The 18,143-nt window shown below is 62.5% G+C and carries 15 protein-coding genes; 13 read left to right on the top strand and 2 right to left on the bottom strand.

What is annotated here, in order from left to right; genetic code table 11:
• Positions 1-83: 83 nt before the first annotated feature.
• Both QTA58_RS10140 and QTA58_RS10135 read right to left on the bottom strand, forming a co-directional pair.
• Positions 84-1,631 carry an indolepyruvate oxidoreductase subunit beta family protein gene (locus QTA58_RS10140; protein ID WP_289672672.1) on the bottom strand — a complete coding sequence of 516 codons (1,548 nt, stop codon included), beginning with the start codon at positions 1,629-1,631 and terminating at the stop codon, positions 84-86.
• A 10-nt stretch (positions 1,632-1,641) separates the two neighbouring features.
• Positions 1,642-3,795, bottom strand: a complete 2,154-nt coding sequence (locus QTA58_RS10135; protein ID WP_289672671.1) for an indolepyruvate ferredoxin oxidoreductase subunit alpha — start codon at positions 3,793-3,795, stop codon at positions 1,642-1,644.
• 329 nt (positions 3,796-4,124) lie between these two features.
• Here QTA58_RS10135 and QTA58_RS10130 point away from each other — a divergent pair, with 329 nt between their 5' ends.
• The 13 genes from QTA58_RS10130 (at position 4,125) to QTA58_RS10070 (ending at position 17,902) form a co-directional block, all read left to right on the top strand.
• Positions 4,125-5,660: an ABC transporter substrate-binding protein gene (locus QTA58_RS10130; RefSeq protein WP_289672670.1), complete on the top strand. Its 1,536-nt coding sequence runs from the start codon at positions 4,125-4,127 to the stop codon at positions 5,658-5,660.
• Between the two features lie 42 nt (positions 5,661-5,702).
• A complete protein-coding gene (locus QTA58_RS10125) occupies positions 5,703-6,710 on the top strand; it encodes an ABC transporter permease (RefSeq protein WP_289672669.1) in 1,008 nt (335 codons plus the stop codon).
• Positions 6,703-7,599: an ABC transporter permease gene (locus QTA58_RS10120; RefSeq protein WP_289672668.1), complete on the top strand. Its 897-nt coding sequence runs from the start codon at positions 6,703-6,705 to the stop codon at positions 7,597-7,599. The genes QTA58_RS10125 and QTA58_RS10120 overlap by 8 nt, the downstream gene beginning before the upstream one ends.
• Positions 7,596-8,456: an ABC transporter ATP-binding protein gene (locus QTA58_RS10115; RefSeq protein ID WP_289672667.1), complete on the top strand. Its 861-nt coding sequence runs from the start codon at positions 7,596-7,598 to the stop codon at positions 8,454-8,456. Before QTA58_RS10120 ends, QTA58_RS10115 begins: the two co-directional genes overlap by 4 nt.
• Positions 8,456-9,283, top strand: coding sequence for an ATP-binding cassette domain-containing protein (locus QTA58_RS10110; RefSeq protein ID WP_289672666.1), 828 nt, complete (start codon positions 8,456-8,458; stop codon positions 9,281-9,283). The genes QTA58_RS10115 and QTA58_RS10110 overlap by 1 nt, the downstream gene beginning before the upstream one ends.
• 105 nt (positions 9,284-9,388) lie before the next feature.
• Positions 9,389-11,737, top strand: a complete 2,349-nt coding sequence (locus QTA58_RS10105) for a bifunctional salicylyl-CoA 5-hydroxylase/oxidoreductase (RefSeq protein ID WP_289672665.1) — start codon at positions 9,389-9,391, stop codon at positions 11,735-11,737.
• A 9-nt stretch (positions 11,738-11,746) separates the two neighbouring features.
• A complete protein-coding gene (locus tag QTA58_RS10100) occupies positions 11,747-12,544 on the top strand; it encodes an SDR family NAD(P)-dependent oxidoreductase (protein ID WP_289672664.1) in 798 nt (265 codons plus the stop codon).
• Between the two features lie 39 nt (positions 12,545-12,583).
• On the top strand, positions 12,584-13,030 hold the full coding sequence (locus QTA58_RS10095; protein ID WP_085419869.1) for a cupin domain-containing protein: 447 nt from the start codon (positions 12,584-12,586) through the stop codon (positions 13,028-13,030).
• 63 nt (positions 13,031-13,093) lie between these two features.
• Entirely contained in the window at positions 13,094-13,936 is an 843-nt protein-coding gene (locus tag QTA58_RS10090; RefSeq protein ID WP_289672663.1) for an enoyl-CoA hydratase family protein, read from the top strand.
• A complete protein-coding gene (locus QTA58_RS10085) occupies positions 13,936-15,111 on the top strand; it encodes an acyl-CoA dehydrogenase family protein (protein ID WP_289672662.1) in 1,176 nt (391 codons plus the stop codon). Before QTA58_RS10090 ends, QTA58_RS10085 begins: the two co-directional genes overlap by 1 nt.
• A gap of 7 nt (positions 15,112-15,118) precedes the next feature.
• A complete protein-coding gene (locus QTA58_RS10080) occupies positions 15,119-15,550 on the top strand; it encodes a thioesterase family protein (protein WP_289672661.1) in 432 nt (143 codons plus the stop codon).
• Complete coding sequence (locus QTA58_RS10075; protein WP_289672660.1) at positions 15,528-15,923, top strand: RidA family protein; 396 nt, start codon at positions 15,528-15,530, stop codon at positions 15,921-15,923. The genes QTA58_RS10080 and QTA58_RS10075 overlap by 23 nt, the downstream gene beginning before the upstream one ends.
• A 5-nt stretch (positions 15,924-15,928) precedes the next feature.
• Positions 15,929-17,902: a 3-hydroxyacyl-CoA dehydrogenase NAD-binding domain-containing protein gene (locus QTA58_RS10070; protein WP_289672659.1), complete on the top strand. Its 1,974-nt coding sequence runs from the start codon at positions 15,929-15,931 to the stop codon at positions 17,900-17,902.
• The last annotated feature ends 241 nt before the right edge of the window (positions 17,903-18,143 follow it).

The following is an 18,143-nucleotide window of genomic DNA, read 5'->3' as shown; positions in this document are numbered from 1 at the left end:
GATGCTGAGAAGCTGCGCGTATAGATTTTGATCGGAAGCGCAGCAAAAGCAACGGGATCGCGGCGTAAATGTGTCTGATATGCTTAAAGCGTCGCCACCGTCTTGAGCGCGCCGTCGAGAGCGATGCCGCTTTCATCGAGAAGTGCCGCCTGCCGCAGGCGTTTCATCCAGGCTGCACCGTCCTCACGATCCTGTAGTGCGGTCAGTGCCGACATCACACGATCGAACTTCGAAAGACCGCGGGCATGCGTGTCGGAATAGCCTTTCACCAGCCGGCGATTGTTGATCACCTCGACCGCGAGATCGTAGTTCCGCGGCAGAAGAGAGGCGGCCGCATTGAGCCAGGCTTCCCGATGTTCCCTCTCGCGCATATGCCGCAGCGTGCCGCGGCGCGTGCGGCGCAGCGCCGCGAGCGTATAAAGCGTCAGGAACCAGAAAAGGGTGCCCGTCTGTACCCGCCGGCCCTTGTTGATGCGGCGGTCGAGCCAGGCGAAAAGCTTCGGACGGTTTTCGACCCAAAGACCGAGACCCCTCGGCAACGTACCGCAGACCTCCTCCATACGCGGATGCATGTATTCGGTCATATAGAGGATCTGATCCTGCTTGACGCCGACCTCCTTGCGGACACGATCGAAGCGCGAGCCGCGCGTCTTCAGGTCGGCGACGCGAATGACATCGTCATAGGCCATGGCCACAGCTACATATTTCGCCGATTGAACCGTAAAGGCATAATCCCTTTCCTCACCGCCATTGGCGCGGTCGAGGGCGAGAAGCTTGCCGACGCGGTCGAGATATTCGGCGGCATAGGCCGGGTCCTGAAAATCGGTAAGCTTCTTGATGCCGGCAAAAAGCAGCGGCCAGGCCGCTTCCGGAAACTCGGCGCGCAGGCGGTGCACCAGCCGGTCGAGCTGCGGATGGCCGGCGGTTTCCGGCATGGCGTCGAAGCGTTTCGGCGGTGAGGCGGCGATTTCCTCGCGCGGCTTGGCCTTCGCACGGTCATACGCCGCATTGAAGGCCTTGAGACTCGGCTCGACGCCCTTCCCGCCACCGCGGATCGTCGCCTCGAAGGCCTCCTTGGAAAAGGGCAGCACCTCGGCCGCGGCAAGCGCTCCGAACATCGACGCGGAGATGACGCTGCCGTTCTTCAGCGCCAGGGTATCCATGTCGAAGGCGATGGTGCGTTTGGCCGCGAAGTCCGTGGCGCCGACCACCACAGTCGGATCGCCCGTGCCGTCGCCCGGCTTTTCCTTCTCCCCGACCGCGAAGGAACGATGGGTCGAAGCGATCAAGGTCGTCTTGTCGGGCGTGACGAGGCCGCGCAGCACGGAGCGCCCGGCTTCCATCAGTTCGGCGGCGAGCACGACATCCACGTCGCCGGGCGTCGGCATCAGCGAAAAGATCGGCGAGACGCCGTCCCTGGCAGGCAGCATCTCGATATAATAGATCGTCGCGCCGGTGCGCTGGGCCACGCCCGGCACGGAAGTCGATTGCGCCATCCAGCCCTGTTTTTCGGCAAGGCCGACGATCCAGTCGGCGAGCACCCCGCCCCCCTGCCCACCCATGGCGAGAACGGCGAGCGTGAGCGGCTTGTCCGAGGCAATCAACGTCTTCGGGTTTACGGTCTCGTTCATCGCCCGACCCTCAATCCGCAAAGACGACGCGGCCGGCGGCGCGGCGGGCCTGCAGCCAGCCGATCACCGCATTGCGCACGCGGGAGACGAACCTGTCCCAGCCGGTCGGGTTATGGATGACATCGGCGCGGTAGAAGGACGGACAGAGGACCGCCGCCTCCGAAACCTCGCCGCAATTGCCGCAACCGACGCAGGAATTGTCGATCGCTGCGACCGGATCGTCCTTGAGGGGATCGTCGGTGTGCTTGACCGAAAGCGACGGGCAGCCGGAGAGCCGGATGCAGGCGTGATCGCCCGTGCAGACATCCTCGTCCACGCCGAAGCGCTCCTTCACCATGCGCTGGCCGTCCTTCACCGCCTTGGCGAATTGCGGCTTCACGCGGCGCTGCTTGTTCAGCATGCACTCGGAAGACGCGACGATGATCTTCGGCCCCTTTTCCTTGCTCGTCAGCGCTTCCTTCAGCGTGTCGCGCATCTTCGCGACATCATAGGTGCGGTCGATCTGGCGCACCCAGGTGGCGCCGATGCCCTTCACCGCATTGACGATCGTGTTGTTCGTCTTTCGGTTCGGGTTGTTGGCACGCGAGGACATGATGTCCTGCCCGCCCGTCGCCGCCGAATAATAGTTGTCGACGACGAGAATGACGCCGTCCTGCTTGTTGAACACCGCATTGCCGACCGACGTCGCAAGGCCGTTGTGCCAGAAGCCGCCGTCGCCCATGACGGAGATCGACCGCTTTCCCGCTTCCACATTGAAAGCCGAGGCGGACGCCGGGCCAAGGCCGTAGCCCATGGTCGTGCCGCCGATATTGAAAGGCGGCAGGATGGAGAAGAGATGGCAGCCGATATCGGCGGAGACGTGATGCTCGCCGAGCTCCTTCTCGACCAGCTTCATGGCCGCAAAGATCGGCCGCTCGGGACAGCCCGTGCAGAAACCGGCCGGACGCGCCGGCACCACTTCGGCAAGCGCCTTCACCTTCGGATCGTTGAGGATCGGCGTCGGGTCCGGCACCGGCGGCTGGTTGCCGAGCAGCATCCGGTCGTACATCTCGATGAAGGCCTTCAGGCCCTTCATCATGACAGGCGCGGTATATTCTCCGCCGAGCGGTAGGATGTCCTTGCCATGCACCTTGGTCTGGATGTCACGGCGGCGCATCAGCGTGTGGAGCGACTGCTCGATATATTCCGGCGCCCCCTCTTCCACCATGATGACGGCCTTCTTGCCGATGCAGAAATCGACGACCTCGTCGTCGACCATCGGATAGGCGACGTTCATCACATAAAGTGGGATCGACGAATTGCCGTAGACATCCGCAAGGCCGAGTTGCTGAAGGGCGCGCATGACGCCGTTGTACATGCCGCCCAGCATGACGATGCCGATCTCGCCTTCTTCCGGACCGAAGAACTCGTTGAGCTTTCTCTCCTTGATGAAGTTGACGGCAGCCGGCCAGCGGCGCTCCAGCTTGTCCTTTTCATGGATGAAGTTCGCCGGCGGCAGCACGATGCGGTTGACGTCGCGGACTGGATTCTCCAGCGCCTGCTTCAGCGTATAGGCAGGACGCTTGTTGTCCTTGGCGACGAACTGGCCGTGCACATGGCAGGCGCGGATGCGCACTTCCAGCATGACCGGGGTGGACGAGGCTTCCGAAAGCTCAAAGCCGTCTTCCACCGCCTTGACGATCGACGGCAGGTTCGGACGCGGATCGAGGAGCCACATCTGCGACTTCATGGCAAAGGCGTGGGATCGCTCCTGCATGATCGAGGAGCCCTCGCCGAAATCCTCACCGAGGATGATCAGCGCGCCGCCGTTCACGCCGCCGGAGGAAAGGTTCGAGAGCGCATCCGACGCCACGTTGGTACCCGCTGTCGACTTCCAGGTCACGGCGCCACGTACCGGATACATGACGGAGGCGGAGAGCATGGCGGCAGCGGCGGCCTCCGACGCCGAGGTCTCGAAATGCACGCCGAGATCCTCCATCACGTCCTTGGCGTCGGCCAGCACGTCCATCAGGTGCGAGATCGGTGAACCCTGGTAGCCGCCGACGTAGGAAACCCCGGATTGGAGCAGCGCCTTGGTGATTGCGAGGATGCCCTCGCCACGGAAAATCTCGCCTTCCCCGAGCTTCAAATCTTCCACTTCACGGGCAAAAGATCGTTCGGCCATGGCAGTTCCCCTTTTGCCTTTTCGGCTTCAAGCCATAAACATTTGCAAAAGCATATTTTCCACGTCATGCGTTTGTCAATTCACAAATGGCTGCGGAGATGCCGGGCCTATCGCAGCCTTCCGGGGAGCCTCTTCAGAAGTTTCTAAGAACCATTTTATATGTTTATGCATATTATTTGGATGAACTGCCGCAAGAATCTCTCGCTTTGGTTACAAATAACCCTTGCCGCCGTTCAGCACTTATTTTAACGTTCAACCATTCAACAAACGAGCCTGACACGGACCGCCTGTCCGCAAGTTTGGCCGAGTGGGAACAATGGAGTTGGATCATGATGACGCTCTCCCGGCGCCAGGCCTTGAGCCTGGGCGCGGCCACCTTTCTGACAAGCGTATTTTCCGGACGTAATACAGTTTTCGCGCAGGACAGCTCGACGCTGACCATCGCCTACAACGTCAACCTGCCGTCCTTCGACCCGACGGTCGGTCCCTCCGCCGTCAATCCGACGATCCAGGCGATCTACCGCTCGGTCTTCGACCAGTTCATCGGGCAGGGTCCCGACCTTTCCTTCCAGCCGGGACTTCTCACCGCCTGGGGCTGGAACGACGACAAGACGCAAGTCTGGATGGACGTGCGCGAAGGTGTCAAATGGCATGACGGCTCGGATTTCACGCCGGAAGACATCGTCTGGTCGCTGGAGCGTGCCGCCAGGCAGGAAACTGGCAATCCGATCCAGTTCGTCTGGTCGACCGCCGGCAATTACAAGATCGACGGCAAGCGCATCACCGGAGAGGTGAAGCAGTTCGACCCCACCTTCTTCAAGTGGATGGCCTTCCTCACCGGCTACGTCATGCCGAAAGCCTATTATGAGAAGGTCGGCGCGGAGGGTTTTGAGAAGAAGCCGGTCGGCACCGGGCCCTACATGTTCGACGCCTATGAAGGCAACGCCTTCCTGCGGCTCAAAGCCAACCCGAATTATTTCGGCGGCAAGCCGGCCTTCGACACCGTCGTCTTCAAGTTCGTGCCGGATGCAACGAGCCGCGTCGCCGAAATCGAATCCGGCTCTTCCGACATCACGCTGGAGATTCCCTATGAGGAATATGATCGCCTGAAGGAAAAGGCGGGACTGAAGGGCGTTGCAGCGCCGATTTCCGACATCGGCATGATCTTCATCAACAATGTCGATGCGATGCTCGACAAGAACGTGCGTCTCGCCGCCCATCACGCCATAGACAAGAAAGCGATCGTCGACCGGCTGCTGAAGGGCTACGGTGTGCCGATCGACACGCTCGAGGCGCCGGAATACGACGCTTATGACGCCTCGATCAAGGTCGGCTACGACCAGGCGAAGGCAAAGGAGCTCCTGGCCGCATCCGGTTATTCCACCGATAAGCCGGCAAAGTTCAAGATCCAGACGACGCGCGGCTTCAAGCCGAAGGATTACGAAATGATCCAGGCGATCGTCGGCATGTGGCGCCGCGTCGGAATCGAGGCGGAGATCGAGGTCTACGAGATCGCCAAGCATTACGAGCTGCGCGCCGCCGACCAGCTGGCACCGGCCGCCTTCTACAACTGGGGCAATGCGATCGGCGATCCGACCACCTCGACCGGGTTTGCCATGTTCGGTCCCTCACCGCACTCGGTCTGGAACACGGACGATCTCGACAACATGATCATGCCGCTCTGGGGTGAAAAGGACGAGAAGAAGCGCATCGACGGCTGGAAGGCGGTCAGCAAATACATCGCCGAACAGGGTTACGTGATCCCGCTTCTCCAGTACGTCCAGCCGATCGTCTACAAGGACAAGCTGAAGGTCGTGCCGAACGTCTCCGGCGCGCTGCAGCCGACCTTGGTATCGAAGGCCTGAGATTGAAGTCCCTCTTCTCCCCAACGGGGAGAAGGAGTTCCAATGATCGCCTTATCCATCCTCAACCGACTGATCATGGCCGCCGTGACGCTGTTCGGCGTCGCCGTGATTGTCTTCATGCTGCTGCGAGTCGTGCCGGGCGACCCGATCGCCATGATGATCGCGCCGGGCGCAAGCCCAGCCGATATCGCCGCGTTGCGTGCCAAATACGGCCTTGACTTGAGCCTGCCGGCGCAATTCGCCGTCTGGCTGCAAGCGGTGCTGGTCGGCGATTTCGGCACGTCGATCTCGCTCCGCCGTGACGTTCTGGAACTGCTGCTGGGGCGTCTGCCGGCGACGCTGGAGCTCGCCTTCGCAGCCCTGATCGTCGCGATCCTGATCGGCGGTACTGTGGCGGTCACCGGCACGCTCTTCCGCCGCACGCCGCTGGAACCGGCGATCGATGCCGCCAACGGCGTGCTGCTCGCCGTGCCGGATTTTGTCTGGGCGCTCGCGCTCGTCCTTGTGCTGGGCGTCTTCATTCCGGTCTTTCCGCTTTCCGGCCGCATCGATCCGACGTTCTCGATTGATTTCCTGACCTCCTTTTATCTGCTCGAAAGCCTGGTACGCCTGCGCTTCGACGTTTTTCTCGATGTCGCGGCCCACATGGTCATGCCGGTGCTGGCGCTCGCCCTGCCGCTCGCGACCGTCATCACCCGCATCCTCAAGGAAGCCCTGCTGGAGGCCATGGTGCAGGACTACGTTCTGCTGGCTCGGCTGAAGGGCATGTCGGAATTCCGGCTGGTGCTGCAGGAAGCGTTGCGCAACGCCGTCGGCCCCGCCCTCTCGCTCACGGGTGTGCAATTCACCTTCCTTGCCGGCGGCACTGTCATCGTCGAGCGCATCTTCGCCTATCCCGGCATCGGCAACATGGCGATCGACGCGGTGATCAACCGCGACTTGCCGCTGATCCAGGGCCTGGTCCTCGTCTTCGGCGCGATATTCATCGTCATCAATCTCGCCGTCGATCTTCTGGCCGCCGCACTTAATCCGAGGCTCCGCCATGGCTGAGCCCGTCACCATCGCCGTGCCGAAGACGAAACCTTACCGCGCACCATCACGGCTGAGGAGCTTGCTCACGGAGCCGAAGGTGCTGTTCGGCGGCGGCTTCATCCTGCTCCTGATTGTCATCGCGATCCTTGCACCGTTCATTGCGCCAAAAGACCCGCTGGAACAGGACCTCATGCTGGGCTCGCTGCCGCCCGCCTGGCTCGAGGGCGCCGAACCCGGTTACTATCTCGGCACCGACGACCTTGGCCGAGACGTGCTCTCCCGCCTGATCTACGGCAGCCGGATCGCCTTGCTTGTCGCCTTCGTCTCCGCAAGCCTTGCCGCGCTGATCGGCACGGTCCTCGGCCTGCTCGCCGGCTGGTATGGCGGCTGGACGGACCGGATCGTTTCGCGGATCGTCGACATCTGGATGGCCTTCCCGCCCGTTCTTTTGTCGATACTGCTCGTCGCGGTCTTCGGCTCCGGCGTACATTCGGTCATCGCCGCGATCGTCATCATAGACTGGACCCGCTTCTGTCGCGTTGTAAGGGCCGAGACGCTCGCCCAGGCACAGCTCGATTATGTGACCGCCGCCCGCACCGTCGGCTTTCCACGCATGACAATCCTGACTCGCGAAATCTTTCCGAATATCGTTCCGGTGCTGATCGCATTGGTCAGCCTCGAAATGGGTATCGCCGTCGTGGTCGAGGCCATTCTCTCCTTTGTCGGGCTTTCGGTCTCATCAGATACGCCGACCTGGGGCGGCATGATCGCCCAGGGGCGTCAGCTCATCCATCATGCCTGGTGGCTGTTGGTGGCGCCGCTCGCTGTGCTCTTCGCCACGGTGCTCGCCTTCAACCAGTTCGGCAGCGGCCTGCGCCGGGCGCTCGATCCGGTGCTGAGACGATGACGGAAAACCTGCTCGCCGTGACCGGTCTTTCAGCCGTCTCCGACCGGGAAGGCGGCATGCCCGTGCTGCGCGATGTCGGCCTGACGCTGAGGCAAGGCGAAGTGCGCGGCCTCGTCGGCGAAAGCGGCGCCGGCAAATCGACCATCGCGAAAGCGATTCTAGGCATATTGCCGCGCACAGTCCGCATCACCGGCGGCCGGATCGACTTCAAGGGCCGCGGCCTGCTGACGATGAAGCCGCCGGAACTGCGCAGCATCATGGGTTCGGAAATCGCACTGATCCCGCAGGACCCGCAGACATCCCTCAATCCCGCCCGCCGCATCGGCGCTCAGCTTGCCGACGGCCTGAAGCTGAAGCGAGGTATGTCGGCCAAGGCAGCCGAAGTCCGTGCGCTGCAACTGCTCGCCGACGTGCAGATCCGCGATCCCGACCGGGTGATGAGAAGCTTTCCGCACGAGCTTTCCGGCGGCATGCGCCAGCGCGTCCTGATCGCCGCCGCCTTTGCTGTCGATCCGCTGCTCGTCGTTGCCGATGAGCCGACCACCGCTCTCGACGTGACGGTTCAGAAGGAAATCCTCCGTCTCATCCGGCGGATGCAGGAAGCGCACGGCACCGGCGTGCTCTTCGTCACCCACGACCTCGGCATCGTCGCGCAGATCTGCGACAGCGTCACGCTGCTCTATGCCGGCAAGGTCATCGAGGAAGGCCCGGTGCGCACCGTGCTCGAAAGCCCGAAACATGATTACACCAGGGCGCTGATCGCCGCCGGGCCGCGCTACGACCGGCCCGATGCCGGGCTGGAGCCGGTGCCGGAAGCGGTCTTTCACGAGCTTCGCCGGGAGATCGGGATCAGCTGATGGAGAGCAACCTTCTCACCGCCACCGGCATCGAAGTCACCTATGGCAAGCGTGCCGCCCTGTTCGGCGCCAAGCCGGCGACCCCCGTCTTGCAGGGCATCGACATCCGTATCGGCCGCGGCCAGACGGTCGGCATCGTCGGCGAATCCGGCTCGGGCAAGACGACGCTCGGCCGCGCTCTGCTGCGCCTCGTCGATGTCTCCGCCGGCAACGTCGTTTTCGACGGCAAGGACATCACCCGCATCCCGGAAGGCGAGATGCGGCGGCTGCGCCGGCGCATGCAGATGATCTTCCAGGATCCGATGGCCTCGCTCAATCCGCGCCATACGATCCGCCGCATCCTCACCGGCCCTCTTCTGCTCCATGAGCTTGCGAGCGATACGGCGTCAGCGCTTGATCGGGTGAAGTCTGTTCTCGATCGCGTCTCCCTGCCGATCGCGTGCCTCGACCGTTATCCCCATGAGCTCTCCGGCGGCCAGCGACAGCGCATCGGAATTGCCCGTGCCGTGCTGGTGCAGCCGGATTTCGTGCTGGCCGACGAGATCGTCTCCGGCCTCGACGTCTCCACCCAGGCCCAGGCGTTGAAACTGCTGAAGGAGCTGTCCCGCGAGCTCGGGCTCGCCATGGCATTCATCAGCCATGATCTCTCTGTCATCCGCGCCGTCTGCGACTATGTCTATGTATTGCGGGTTGGAAGGATCGTCGAAGAAGGTCCCTGCGAGCAGGTTTTCGCAAACCCTTCCGCCGCCTATACCCGCGCGCTTCTGGATGCCATTCCGCTTCCCGAATACGATCCGGGCTGGCTGGAGCGGAAAAGCGAAGCGTGAGGAGGCGGCCCGATAAAAGCATGTCGAGGGAATTATCCGCTTGACGCTTCGATCGAACGCCATATAGTTTAAACTTAAAATAATGAACGTCAGGAGGACTAGGATATGCGCATCGTCTGTATCGGTGGTGGTCCCGCAGGTCTTTATTTCGCGCTCCTGATGAAGAAGTTTCATCCCGAGCATTCCATCTCCGTGATCGAGCGCAACCGGCCCTATGATACGTTCGGCTGGGGCGTGGTTTTCTCCGACGCGACCATGGTTTCCATGCGGGCCTGGGATCCCGAAAGTGCAGCCGAAATCGAGGATGCTTTCAACCACTGGGACGATATCGAGCTGCTCTTCAAGGGCACGCGCCAGCGCACATCCGGTCACGGCTTCGTCGGCATCGGCCGCAAGAAGCTGCTCAACATCCTCCAGCGCCGCTGCGAAGCGCTCGGCGTCGAACTTGTCTTCGAGACGGAGGCCAACGGCGACACCGATTATCCGGATGCCGATCTGATCATCGCCTCCGACGGCTTCAACTCGAAGATCCGCAACCGTTATCCGGAAGTCTTCGAACCGGATCTCGTCGTCCGCCCCAATCGCTACATCTGGCTCGGCACCAGCAAGCTCTTCGACGCCTTCACCTTCGATTTCCGCAAGACGGAACACGGCTGGTTCCAGGCGCATATCTACAAGTTCGACGAAAAGACCTCGACCTTCATCGTCGAGACGACTGAAGAGGCCTACGAAAAGCACGGCCTCGGTGAAATGGACCAGCAGGGCTCGATCGAGTTCTGCCAGAACCTCTTCTCGGAAGTCCTCGAAGGCGCCGAGCTGATGACCAATGCGCGCCACCTGCGCGGTTCCGCCTGGCTGAACTTCAACCGCCTGATCTGCGGCAAGTGGAGCCATTTCAACGGCAATTCGCATGTGGTCCTGATGGGCGACGCCGCCCATACGGCGCATTTCGCGATCGGTTCCGGCACCAAGCTCGCGATCGACGACGCGATCGAACTGACCAACCAGTTCAACAAGCTGGGGCATACGAAAGACAAGATTCCGGCGGTCCTTGAGACCTATGAGGAAATCCGCCGCGTCGATGTCGCCCGCATTCAGAACGCGGCCCGCAATGCGATGGAATGGTTCGAAGTCGTCGGCCAGCGTTATGCCGATACGCTGGAGCCGGAACAGTTCATGTATTCCATGCTGACCCGCTCGCAGCGCATCAGCCACGAAAACCTGCGCCTGCGCGATCCGAAATGGCTTGAGGGTTACGAGCGCTGGTTCGCGAAGAAGAACGGCCTCGATGTCAGCGGCAACGGCCGCACCCTGCCGCCGATGTTCACGCCCTATTCGCTGCGCCAAACCCACCTGCCGAACCGCATCGTCATGTCGCCGATGGCCATGTATTCCGCCAGGGACGGCCTGCTGGACGATTTCCATCTCGTCCATCTCGGTTCCCGGGCGCTCGGCGGTGCCGGCCTCGTCTTTGCGGAAATGACCTGCGTCTCGCCGGATGCGCGCATTACGCCCGGCTGCCTTGGCCTCTGGAACGGCGAACAGGCGGCGCGCTGGAAACGCTTCATCGACTTCGTGCATGAAAATTCCGCCGCCAAAGTGGGCATCCAGCTGGGCCACGCCGGCCGCAAGGGCAGCACCAAGGTTGCCTGGGAAGGTATCGACCAGCCTCTGGAGGAGGGCGGTTGGCCGCTGATCTCCGCTTCGGCGCTTCCCTATCTCAGGAACAGCCGGGTCCCGAAGGCGATGGATCGCCAGGACATGGACAGAGTGAAGGCCGATCACGTCCGGGCCGCCAGATATGCCGCCGAAGCCGGCGCCGACTGGCTGGAACTGCACTGCGCCCACGGCTACCTGCTGTCGAGCTTCCTCTCGCCGCTGACGAACATCCGCACGGACGAATACGGCGGCAGCCACGAGAACCGCGCCCGCTATCCGCTGGAAGTCTTCAAGGCGATCCGCGAGGTATGGCCGGAAGACAAGCCGATCTCGGTGCGCCTCTCCTGCCACGACTGGTTCGAGGGCGGCAACACGCCGGAAGACGCCGCGCTCTTTGCCGGAATGTTCAAGGAGGCCGGTGCCGACCTCATCGACTGCTCGTCCGGCCAGGTGTGGAAGGAAGAAAAGCCGGTCTACGGCCGCCTCTTCCAGACGCCCTTCTCCGACAAGATCCGCAACGAGATCGGCATTCCGACGATCGCCGTCGGCGCGATTTCGGAAGCCGACCACGCCAATTCGATCATCGCCGCCGGCCGTGCCGATCTCTGCGCCGTCGCCCGTCCGCATCTGGCCGACCCTGCCTGGGTGCTGCACGAAGCCGCCAAGATCGGCCTGACGAACATTCCGTGGCCGAAGCAGTATTATTCCGGCAAATCGCAATACGAAACCAACCTCGCCCGTGCCGCGGCAGCGGCTGCCGCTCCGGCGCCCGGCCCGACGGTGGTGGCGAAGTAAGGACGCGTCATGGGTGAAGCGATTCCTGCCAGGCTTTCCAGTCGTCATGCCCTCGTCACCGGCGCGGGATCGGGGATCGGCGCCGCGATCGCGACGGCACTCGTCGAGGCCGGCGCACGCGTGACATTGGCCGGCCGCCGGGCCGAGCCGCTCGAAGCGCTGGCGACGGCGCTCGGAGCCGACAGGGCCTGCGTTGCGGATGGTTTCGACGTGACCGACGAGATCGCCATAGACAATGGCTTGAAAACCGCCCGTTCCGCTTTCGGCCCGGTCGACATTCTCGTCAACAATGCCGGCGAAGGCCCGAGCGCTCCCTTTGAAAAGACCTCGCCCGACATGTGGAACCGGGTGATCTCCGTGGACCTCACCGGCGTCTTCCTGGTGAGCCAGGCCGTGCTCCCGGACCTCAAGGCCTATGGCGCCGGAGCCCGCATCATCAATATCGCCTCCACTGCCGGGCTGACGGGCTATGCCTATGTCTCGGCCTATGTCGCCGCCAAACACGGCGTCGTCGGCCTCACCCGGTCGCTGGCGCTGGAGCTCGCGAAAACAGGCATCACCGTCAATGCCGTCTGCCCCGGCTTTACAGATACGCCGCTGATCGCCCGCTCGATCGAAACGATCGTCGCGAAGACCGGGCGCACGGCCGAAGAAGCATTGAAAGAATTCACCAAAAGCAACCCGCAGGGACGGCTGGTTAAGCCGGAGGAGGTCGCGGATACGGTTCTGTGGCTGGCATCCCCCGGAGCGGCATCGATCACCGGACAGGCAATCGCCGTTGCCGGGGGAGAAATCATGTCAGGCTAACGGCCGGCATGATCTTGGTACGAAAGCTGGGAGATCAAGATGGAACTGGAAAAGGGCATCACCAAGAACGGTAGCGGATATAACGGCACCACCTGGAACATCCTCGGCCAGGTCTACTTTCCGAAGGCGGTCTGCGACGACACCTTCGCTTTTGAGACCAACAGCCTGCCGGGACAATTCGTGCCGGTGCATATCCATCCGACCCAGGACGAGTTCATCCTTGTGCAGGAGGGCGAACTCGATCTGAAGCTCGACGGCCAATGGGTCAAAGCGAAGGCCGGAGATCTGGTCCGCATGCCGCGCGGCATTCCTCACGGTTACTTCAACAAATCCGACAAACCGTGCCGGGCGCTCTTCTGGGTCTCGCCGGCACGCAAGCTCCCGCAGCTTTTCGGAGAGCTGCACGACATGACCGACGTGGAGGAAATCGTGAAGGTTTCCGCTGCGCACGAGGTGGATTTCCTGCCACCCGCGGCCAACGACTAATACACGGAAGACGCGTCCCGGCCACCTGATAAGGCGGCCGGCAGGCGACGGGAGGAAACGAGCATGAGCGACGTGATGAGAGAAATGAAACGCAGCTTTCGCGATTACCAGCCCAGGCATTTCCTCTGGGAGGTGAGTGAAAACGACCGTGTCGCGACGATCCGCCTGAACCGGCCGGAGCGCAAGAACCCGCTGACGTTCGAAAGCTATGCGGAACTGCGCGATCTCTTCCGCGATCTCGTTTATGCGTCCGATATCCGCGCCGTCGTTCTGACCGGTGCAGGCGGTAATTTCTCCTCCGGCGGCGACGTCTTCGAAATCATCGAGCCGCTGACCCATATGGCGATGCCGGACCTGCTCGCATTCACGCGTATGACGGGAGATCTCGTCAAGGCGATGCGGAAATGCCCGCAGCCCATCGTGGCCGCCGTCGACGGCGTCTGCGTCGGCGCCGGCGCGATCCTCGCCATGGCCTCGGACATGCGGCTGGCAACACCGGAAGCGAAGACCGCGTTTCTCTTCACCCGTGTCGGTCTGGCCGGCGCGGATATGGGCGCCTGCGGGATCCTGCCGCGCATCATCGGCCAGGGCCGCGCCGCCGAGCTCCTCTTCACCGGCCGCTCCATGAGTGCCGAAGAGGGACGGACCTGGGGCTTCTACAATGCCCTGCATGCAGCCGAAGAGGTCGAGACGGAGGCGGTCAAGCTCGCTCATTCGCTGGCCGACGGCCCCTGGTTTGCGCATACGATGACCAAGACCATGCTGAACCAGGAATGGGCCATGGGGATCGACGAAATGATCGAGTCGGAGGCCCAGGCCCAGGCAGTTTGCATGGCGACCAAGGATTTCCGGCGCGCCTTCGAAGCCTTCGCCGAGAAACGCAAGCCGGTCTTCGAGGGCAACTGATGGCGGCCGCGACCAACCTCAAAGGTCCAAGCCGGGATTTCCTGGACTGGCCGTTCTTCGACGAGAGCCATAAGGCGCTCGCGGGAAAGCTCGATGCTTTCGCGGCGTCGGGTGCGCTTTCGGCCATCGACCATTCGGATACGGACGGCGCCTGCCGATCGATCGTCAAGGCGCTTGGAAAAGCCGGACTGCTGGACGCCGCGACCGGCGCCGGCGGCAAAGAACCGATCGATTCCCGCGCCGCCTGCCTCACCCGCGAAACGCTCGCCTGGCATGACGGGCTCGCCGACTTCGCCTTTGCCATGCAGGGTCTCGGCACCGGCGCGATCGGTCTCTCCGGATCGGAAGAGTTGCGCCGCACGGTGCTGCCGAAGGCACAGTCCGGCGAATGGATTTCCGCATTCGCACTATCCGAGAAGGAAGCCGGTTCGGATGTCGCGGCTATGGCCTGCGCCGCGCGCAAGGACGGCGACCACTATATTCTCGATGGCGAAAAGACCTGGATTTCCAACGGCGGCATCGCGGACGTCTATACCGTCTTCGCCCGCACCGGCGAGGCACCCGGCACGCGCGGTATTTCCGCCTTTGTGGTCTTCGCCGACGATCCGGGCTTCTCGATCGCCGAACGGATCGACGTGATCGCGCCGCATCCGCTGGCGACGATCCGCTTCGAGAATTGCCGCATCCCCGCTGCGCGCCTGCTTGGCAGCCCCGGCGAAGGCTTCAAGATCGCGATGCGGACGCTCGACATCTTCCGCGCTTCCGTCGCCGCGGCGGCTCTGGGCTTTGCCAGACGCGCGCTGGACGAAGCGGTCGTTTATGCCAAGGCGCGGCCGATGTTCGGCAACCACCTTTCCGACCTGCAGCTCACCCAGGCCGCCTTCGGGGACATGGCCGCAGAGATCGATGCCGGCGCGCTGCTCACCTACCGTGCGGCCTGGCGTCGCGACGTGCAGGGTCTGCCGACCACCAAGGAGGCAGCCATGGCCAAGATGGTCGCGACCGAAAATGCCCAGGCCGTCATCGACCGCGCCGTGCAGATCTTCGGCGGCCGCGGCGTGAAGAGCGGGGAAATCACCGAGAGCCTCTATCGCGAAATCCGGGCACTGCGCATCTACGAGGGCGCGACCGAGGTGCAGAAGCTCATTATCGCCCGCGAACTTCTGAAGGCGTGAGGCGATCATGGCTTACACCACGTCCCGCCACTTGAACTTCGGAGATTGCGACCCTTCCGGCATCGCCTACTTCCCGTCCTATCTCAACATTCTCGTCGGGGTTTACGAGGAGTTCTTCAGGGCGATCGGCTTTGCCTGGCCGGAAATGATCAACGAACGGAAAATCGGTCTTCCGACCGTGACGCTGGATCTCACCTTCAAGAGTCCTGGCTTTCACGGCGACATGATGAATTTCACCGTTAGGGTCGTCCGGATCGGCAACAGCTCGGTTGACCTCGAACACGAGATAAAGGCGGGCGGCCGGTTGCTCTGGACTGCGAAGCAGCGATTGGTCGCCACCTCCCTCGAAACACACAAGGCCTGTCATTGGCCGGACGATATGCGCGCAGCGCTCACACAGCATTTGGAGAAGAAAGATGCACATGATTCTGCAGCCTGAAGGCTGGGCCAAACCGATCGGTTACGCCAATGGCGTCGCCGCCACCGGCCGCCAGGTCTTCGTCGGCGGGCAGATCGGCTGGAACGCTGAGTGCCGGTTCGAAACCGACGATTTCGTCGGCCAGGTCCGTCAGACGCTTTCCAACGTCGTGGCCGTGCTTGCCGAAGCCGGCGCAGGGCCGGAACACGTCACCACGATGACCTGGTATTTCACCGACAAGACCGAATACCTCGATAACCTGAAGGGCATTGGCCAGGTCTATCGCGAGATCATGGGCAAACATTTCCCGGCCATGGCCGCCATGCAGGTCGTGGCGTTGGTGGAAGATCGCGCCAAGATCGAGATCCAGGCAACCGCCGTCATTCCGGATTGAAGACCATGAGCGAGACGACCGCATTTTCGTCAACGGTTTCGGCCCCAAACTCGGTTAAAGCCAGTAACGGGATCCTGGTCGTCACGATCGACAATGCCCCGGTCAACGCGACATCCGCGGATGTCCGCACCGGGCTCGAACGTGCGCTTTCCCATGCGGAAGCGGCAGCCGATGTGACGGGCGTCGTCATCACCGGCGCCGGCAAGACCTTCATCGGCGGTGCGGATATCAAGGAATTCGGCAAGCCGGCCATCGAACCGACGCTGCCGGCCGTCATCGAAAAGATCGAGGCTCTCTCCAAACCGGTCGTTGCGGCGCTGAACGGCGTTGCACTCGGCGGCGGACTGGAATTGGCTCTTGCCTGCCACCATCGCGTTGCTTCCGCCGCTGCCCAGGTCGGCCTGCCCGAGGTGAAGCTTGGCATCGTACCGGGCGCCGGCGGCACGCAGCGTCTGCCGCGCCTGATCGGCATACCGGCAGCGCTCGATCTCATCGCCTCAGGCCGCTCCGCGAAGGCCGAAGAGGCCCACTCGCTCGGTATAATCGACGAGATCGCCTCCGGTGACCTTTTGGAAGCTGCCGTTTCGGCCGCGCGGAAGCTTGCCGGCAAACCGCTCCATCGCACGGGCGGACTGACCGTCGCCACAGCCGATCCGGCCGAAATCGAAAAGGCCTCGGCAAAGATCCTCGCCAAGTCACGCGGCCAGAAAGCACCGGCCGAAGTCGTGCGGCTCGTTACCTCTTCGACGCGTCCCCTCGCTGAAGGCCTGGCGGACGAGCGCGCCACATTCCTCGCGCTCCGTGACAGCCGCGAGGCCGCAGCGCTCCGCCATGTCTTCTTTGCTGAACGGGAAGCCTCCAAGGTCGAGGGTCTGGAAAGCGTTGAGGCCCGCCCGGTCTCGACGATCGGCATCTGCGGTCTGGGCCTGATGGGAAGCGGCATCGCGGTCGCGGCGCTTGGTGCCGGATATACGGTCATCGGCCTCGACCAGACGCCGGAAGCCGCTGAAAAGGGACGGGAACGCATTATCGGCCTGCTGGAACGCAACCTTGCATCCGGCCGCCTCGATCAAACCGGTTTCGAAGCCCGGAAGGCCAAGCTTTCAGTGACCGCCTCGGATGCCGATCTCGCTCCTTGCGACCTTGTCATCGAAGCGGTTTTCGACGACCTCGCCGTCAAGACCGATCTCTTCCGGCGGCTCGATAAAGTCATCCGGCCGGATGCGGTGCTGGCGACCAATACAAGCTACCTGAACCCCGACGAAATCGCTGCTGCCACCGCTTACCCGGGCCGCGTGCTGGGCATGCACTTCTTTTCGCCCGCGCATGTCATGCGGCTCGTCGAAGTCGTCCGTTGTACGAAGACTGCACCCGATGTGTTGGCGACCGGGCTCGCCGTCGCCAGGAAGCTGCGCAAACTGCCGGTCGTGAGCGGCGTCACCGAGGGCTTCATCGGCAATCGCATCTTTTCCGCCTATCGCCGTGAAGCCGAATTCCTTCTGGAGGATGGCGCCCTGCCGCACGAGATCGATGCCGCGCTGGAAGACTATGGTTTTCCGATGGGCCTCTTCGCCGTCTATGACATGGCGGGGCTGGAAATCGCCAGGGCGCGCCGCAAGAGGCAGGCAGCCACCCGCGATCCCTCGATCCGTTATGTCGAGATCGCTGATACCCTATGCGAGGCAGGCCGCTTCGGCCAGAAAGCCGGTCGCGGCTGGTACGCCTATCCGGAAGGCAAGAGGGCGATCGATCCCGAAGTGACGGCGATCATCGAAGCTGCCCGGGCGAAGAAGGGCATCACGCCCCGCACCTTCTCCAAGGACGAGATTCTCCAACGCCTGCTGGACGCCATGGCGGCGGAAGGCGAAGCCTTGCTTGCCGAAGGCATCGCCGCCCGGCCGGGCGATATCGACCTCGTGATGATCAACGGCTACGGCTTTCCCGCCTACAAGGGCGGCCCGATGTTCGCCAGCAACTGAGCCCGAGAAAATCTCCTTTAAAATAAAGCATTGAAATTTATCGCATCTTCCCGTCAACTGAGGCGAGCAGAAGGTTTTCCACTGCCTGCACATTTGCTCGCCTAAAAGAGTTTCGCTCATTTGATCAAACATGCTTGCATGTTTCCGGAAATCGCCTATTGTTTGCCCTAAGCCTCGCAAGTAGGCATTCAAGCAACGACAGGGAACGCTGCATGTCCGCACCTTATGAGCTTCCTTCGCA

Origin of the sequence: Neorhizobium sp. CSC1952 (genome assembly GCF_030378245.1) — a bacterium.
Taxonomy (GTDB): Bacteria; Pseudomonadota; Alphaproteobacteria; order Rhizobiales; family Rhizobiaceae; genus Neorhizobium; species Neorhizobium oryzae_A.
This window is presented reverse-complemented; position numbering and strand designations above follow the sequence as displayed.

What these genes read in the sequence shown, in the direction of transcription:
- QTA58_RS10135 (WP_289672671.1), bottom strand. Translation starts at nt 3,795, where the DNA reads ATGGCCGAACGATCTTTTGCCCGTGAAGTGGAAGATTTGAAGCTCGGG.
- QTA58_RS10090 (WP_289672663.1), top strand. Translation starts at nt 13,094, where the DNA reads ATGAGCGACGTGATGAGAGAAATGAAACGCAGCTTTCGCGATTACCAG.
- QTA58_RS10140 (WP_289672672.1), bottom strand. Translation starts at nt 1,631, where the DNA reads ATGAACGAGACCGTAAACCCGAAGACGTTGATTGCCTCGGACAAGCCG.
- QTA58_RS10085 (WP_289672662.1), top strand. Translation starts at nt 13,936, where the DNA reads ATGGCGGCCGCGACCAACCTCAAAGGTCCAAGCCGGGATTTCCTGGAC.
- QTA58_RS10125 (WP_289672669.1), top strand. Translation starts at nt 5,703, where the DNA reads ATGATCGCCTTATCCATCCTCAACCGACTGATCATGGCCGCCGTGACG.
- QTA58_RS10115 (WP_289672667.1), top strand. Translation starts at nt 7,596, where the DNA reads ATGACGGAAAACCTGCTCGCCGTGACCGGTCTTTCAGCCGTCTCCGAC.
- QTA58_RS10070 (WP_289672659.1), top strand. Translation starts at nt 15,929, where the DNA reads ATGAGCGAGACGACCGCATTTTCGTCAACGGTTTCGGCCCCAAACTCG.
- QTA58_RS10075 (WP_289672660.1), top strand. Translation starts at nt 15,528, where the DNA reads ATGCACATGATTCTGCAGCCTGAAGGCTGGGCCAAACCGATCGGTTAC.
- QTA58_RS10105 (WP_289672665.1), top strand. Translation starts at nt 9,389, where the DNA reads ATGCGCATCGTCTGTATCGGTGGTGGTCCCGCAGGTCTTTATTTCGCG.
- QTA58_RS10080 (WP_289672661.1), top strand. Translation starts at nt 15,119, where the DNA reads ATGGCTTACACCACGTCCCGCCACTTGAACTTCGGAGATTGCGACCCT.
- QTA58_RS10120 (WP_289672668.1), top strand. Translation starts at nt 6,703, where the DNA reads ATGGCTGAGCCCGTCACCATCGCCGTGCCGAAGACGAAACCTTACCGC.
- QTA58_RS10110 (WP_289672666.1), top strand. Translation starts at nt 8,456, where the DNA reads ATGGAGAGCAACCTTCTCACCGCCACCGGCATCGAAGTCACCTATGGC.
- QTA58_RS10100 (WP_289672664.1), top strand. Translation starts at nt 11,747, where the DNA reads ATGGGTGAAGCGATTCCTGCCAGGCTTTCCAGTCGTCATGCCCTCGTC.
- QTA58_RS10095 (WP_085419869.1), top strand. Translation starts at nt 12,584, where the DNA reads ATGGAACTGGAAAAGGGCATCACCAAGAACGGTAGCGGATATAACGGC.
- QTA58_RS10130 (WP_289672670.1), top strand. Translation starts at nt 4,125, where the DNA reads ATGATGACGCTCTCCCGGCGCCAGGCCTTGAGCCTGGGCGCGGCCACC.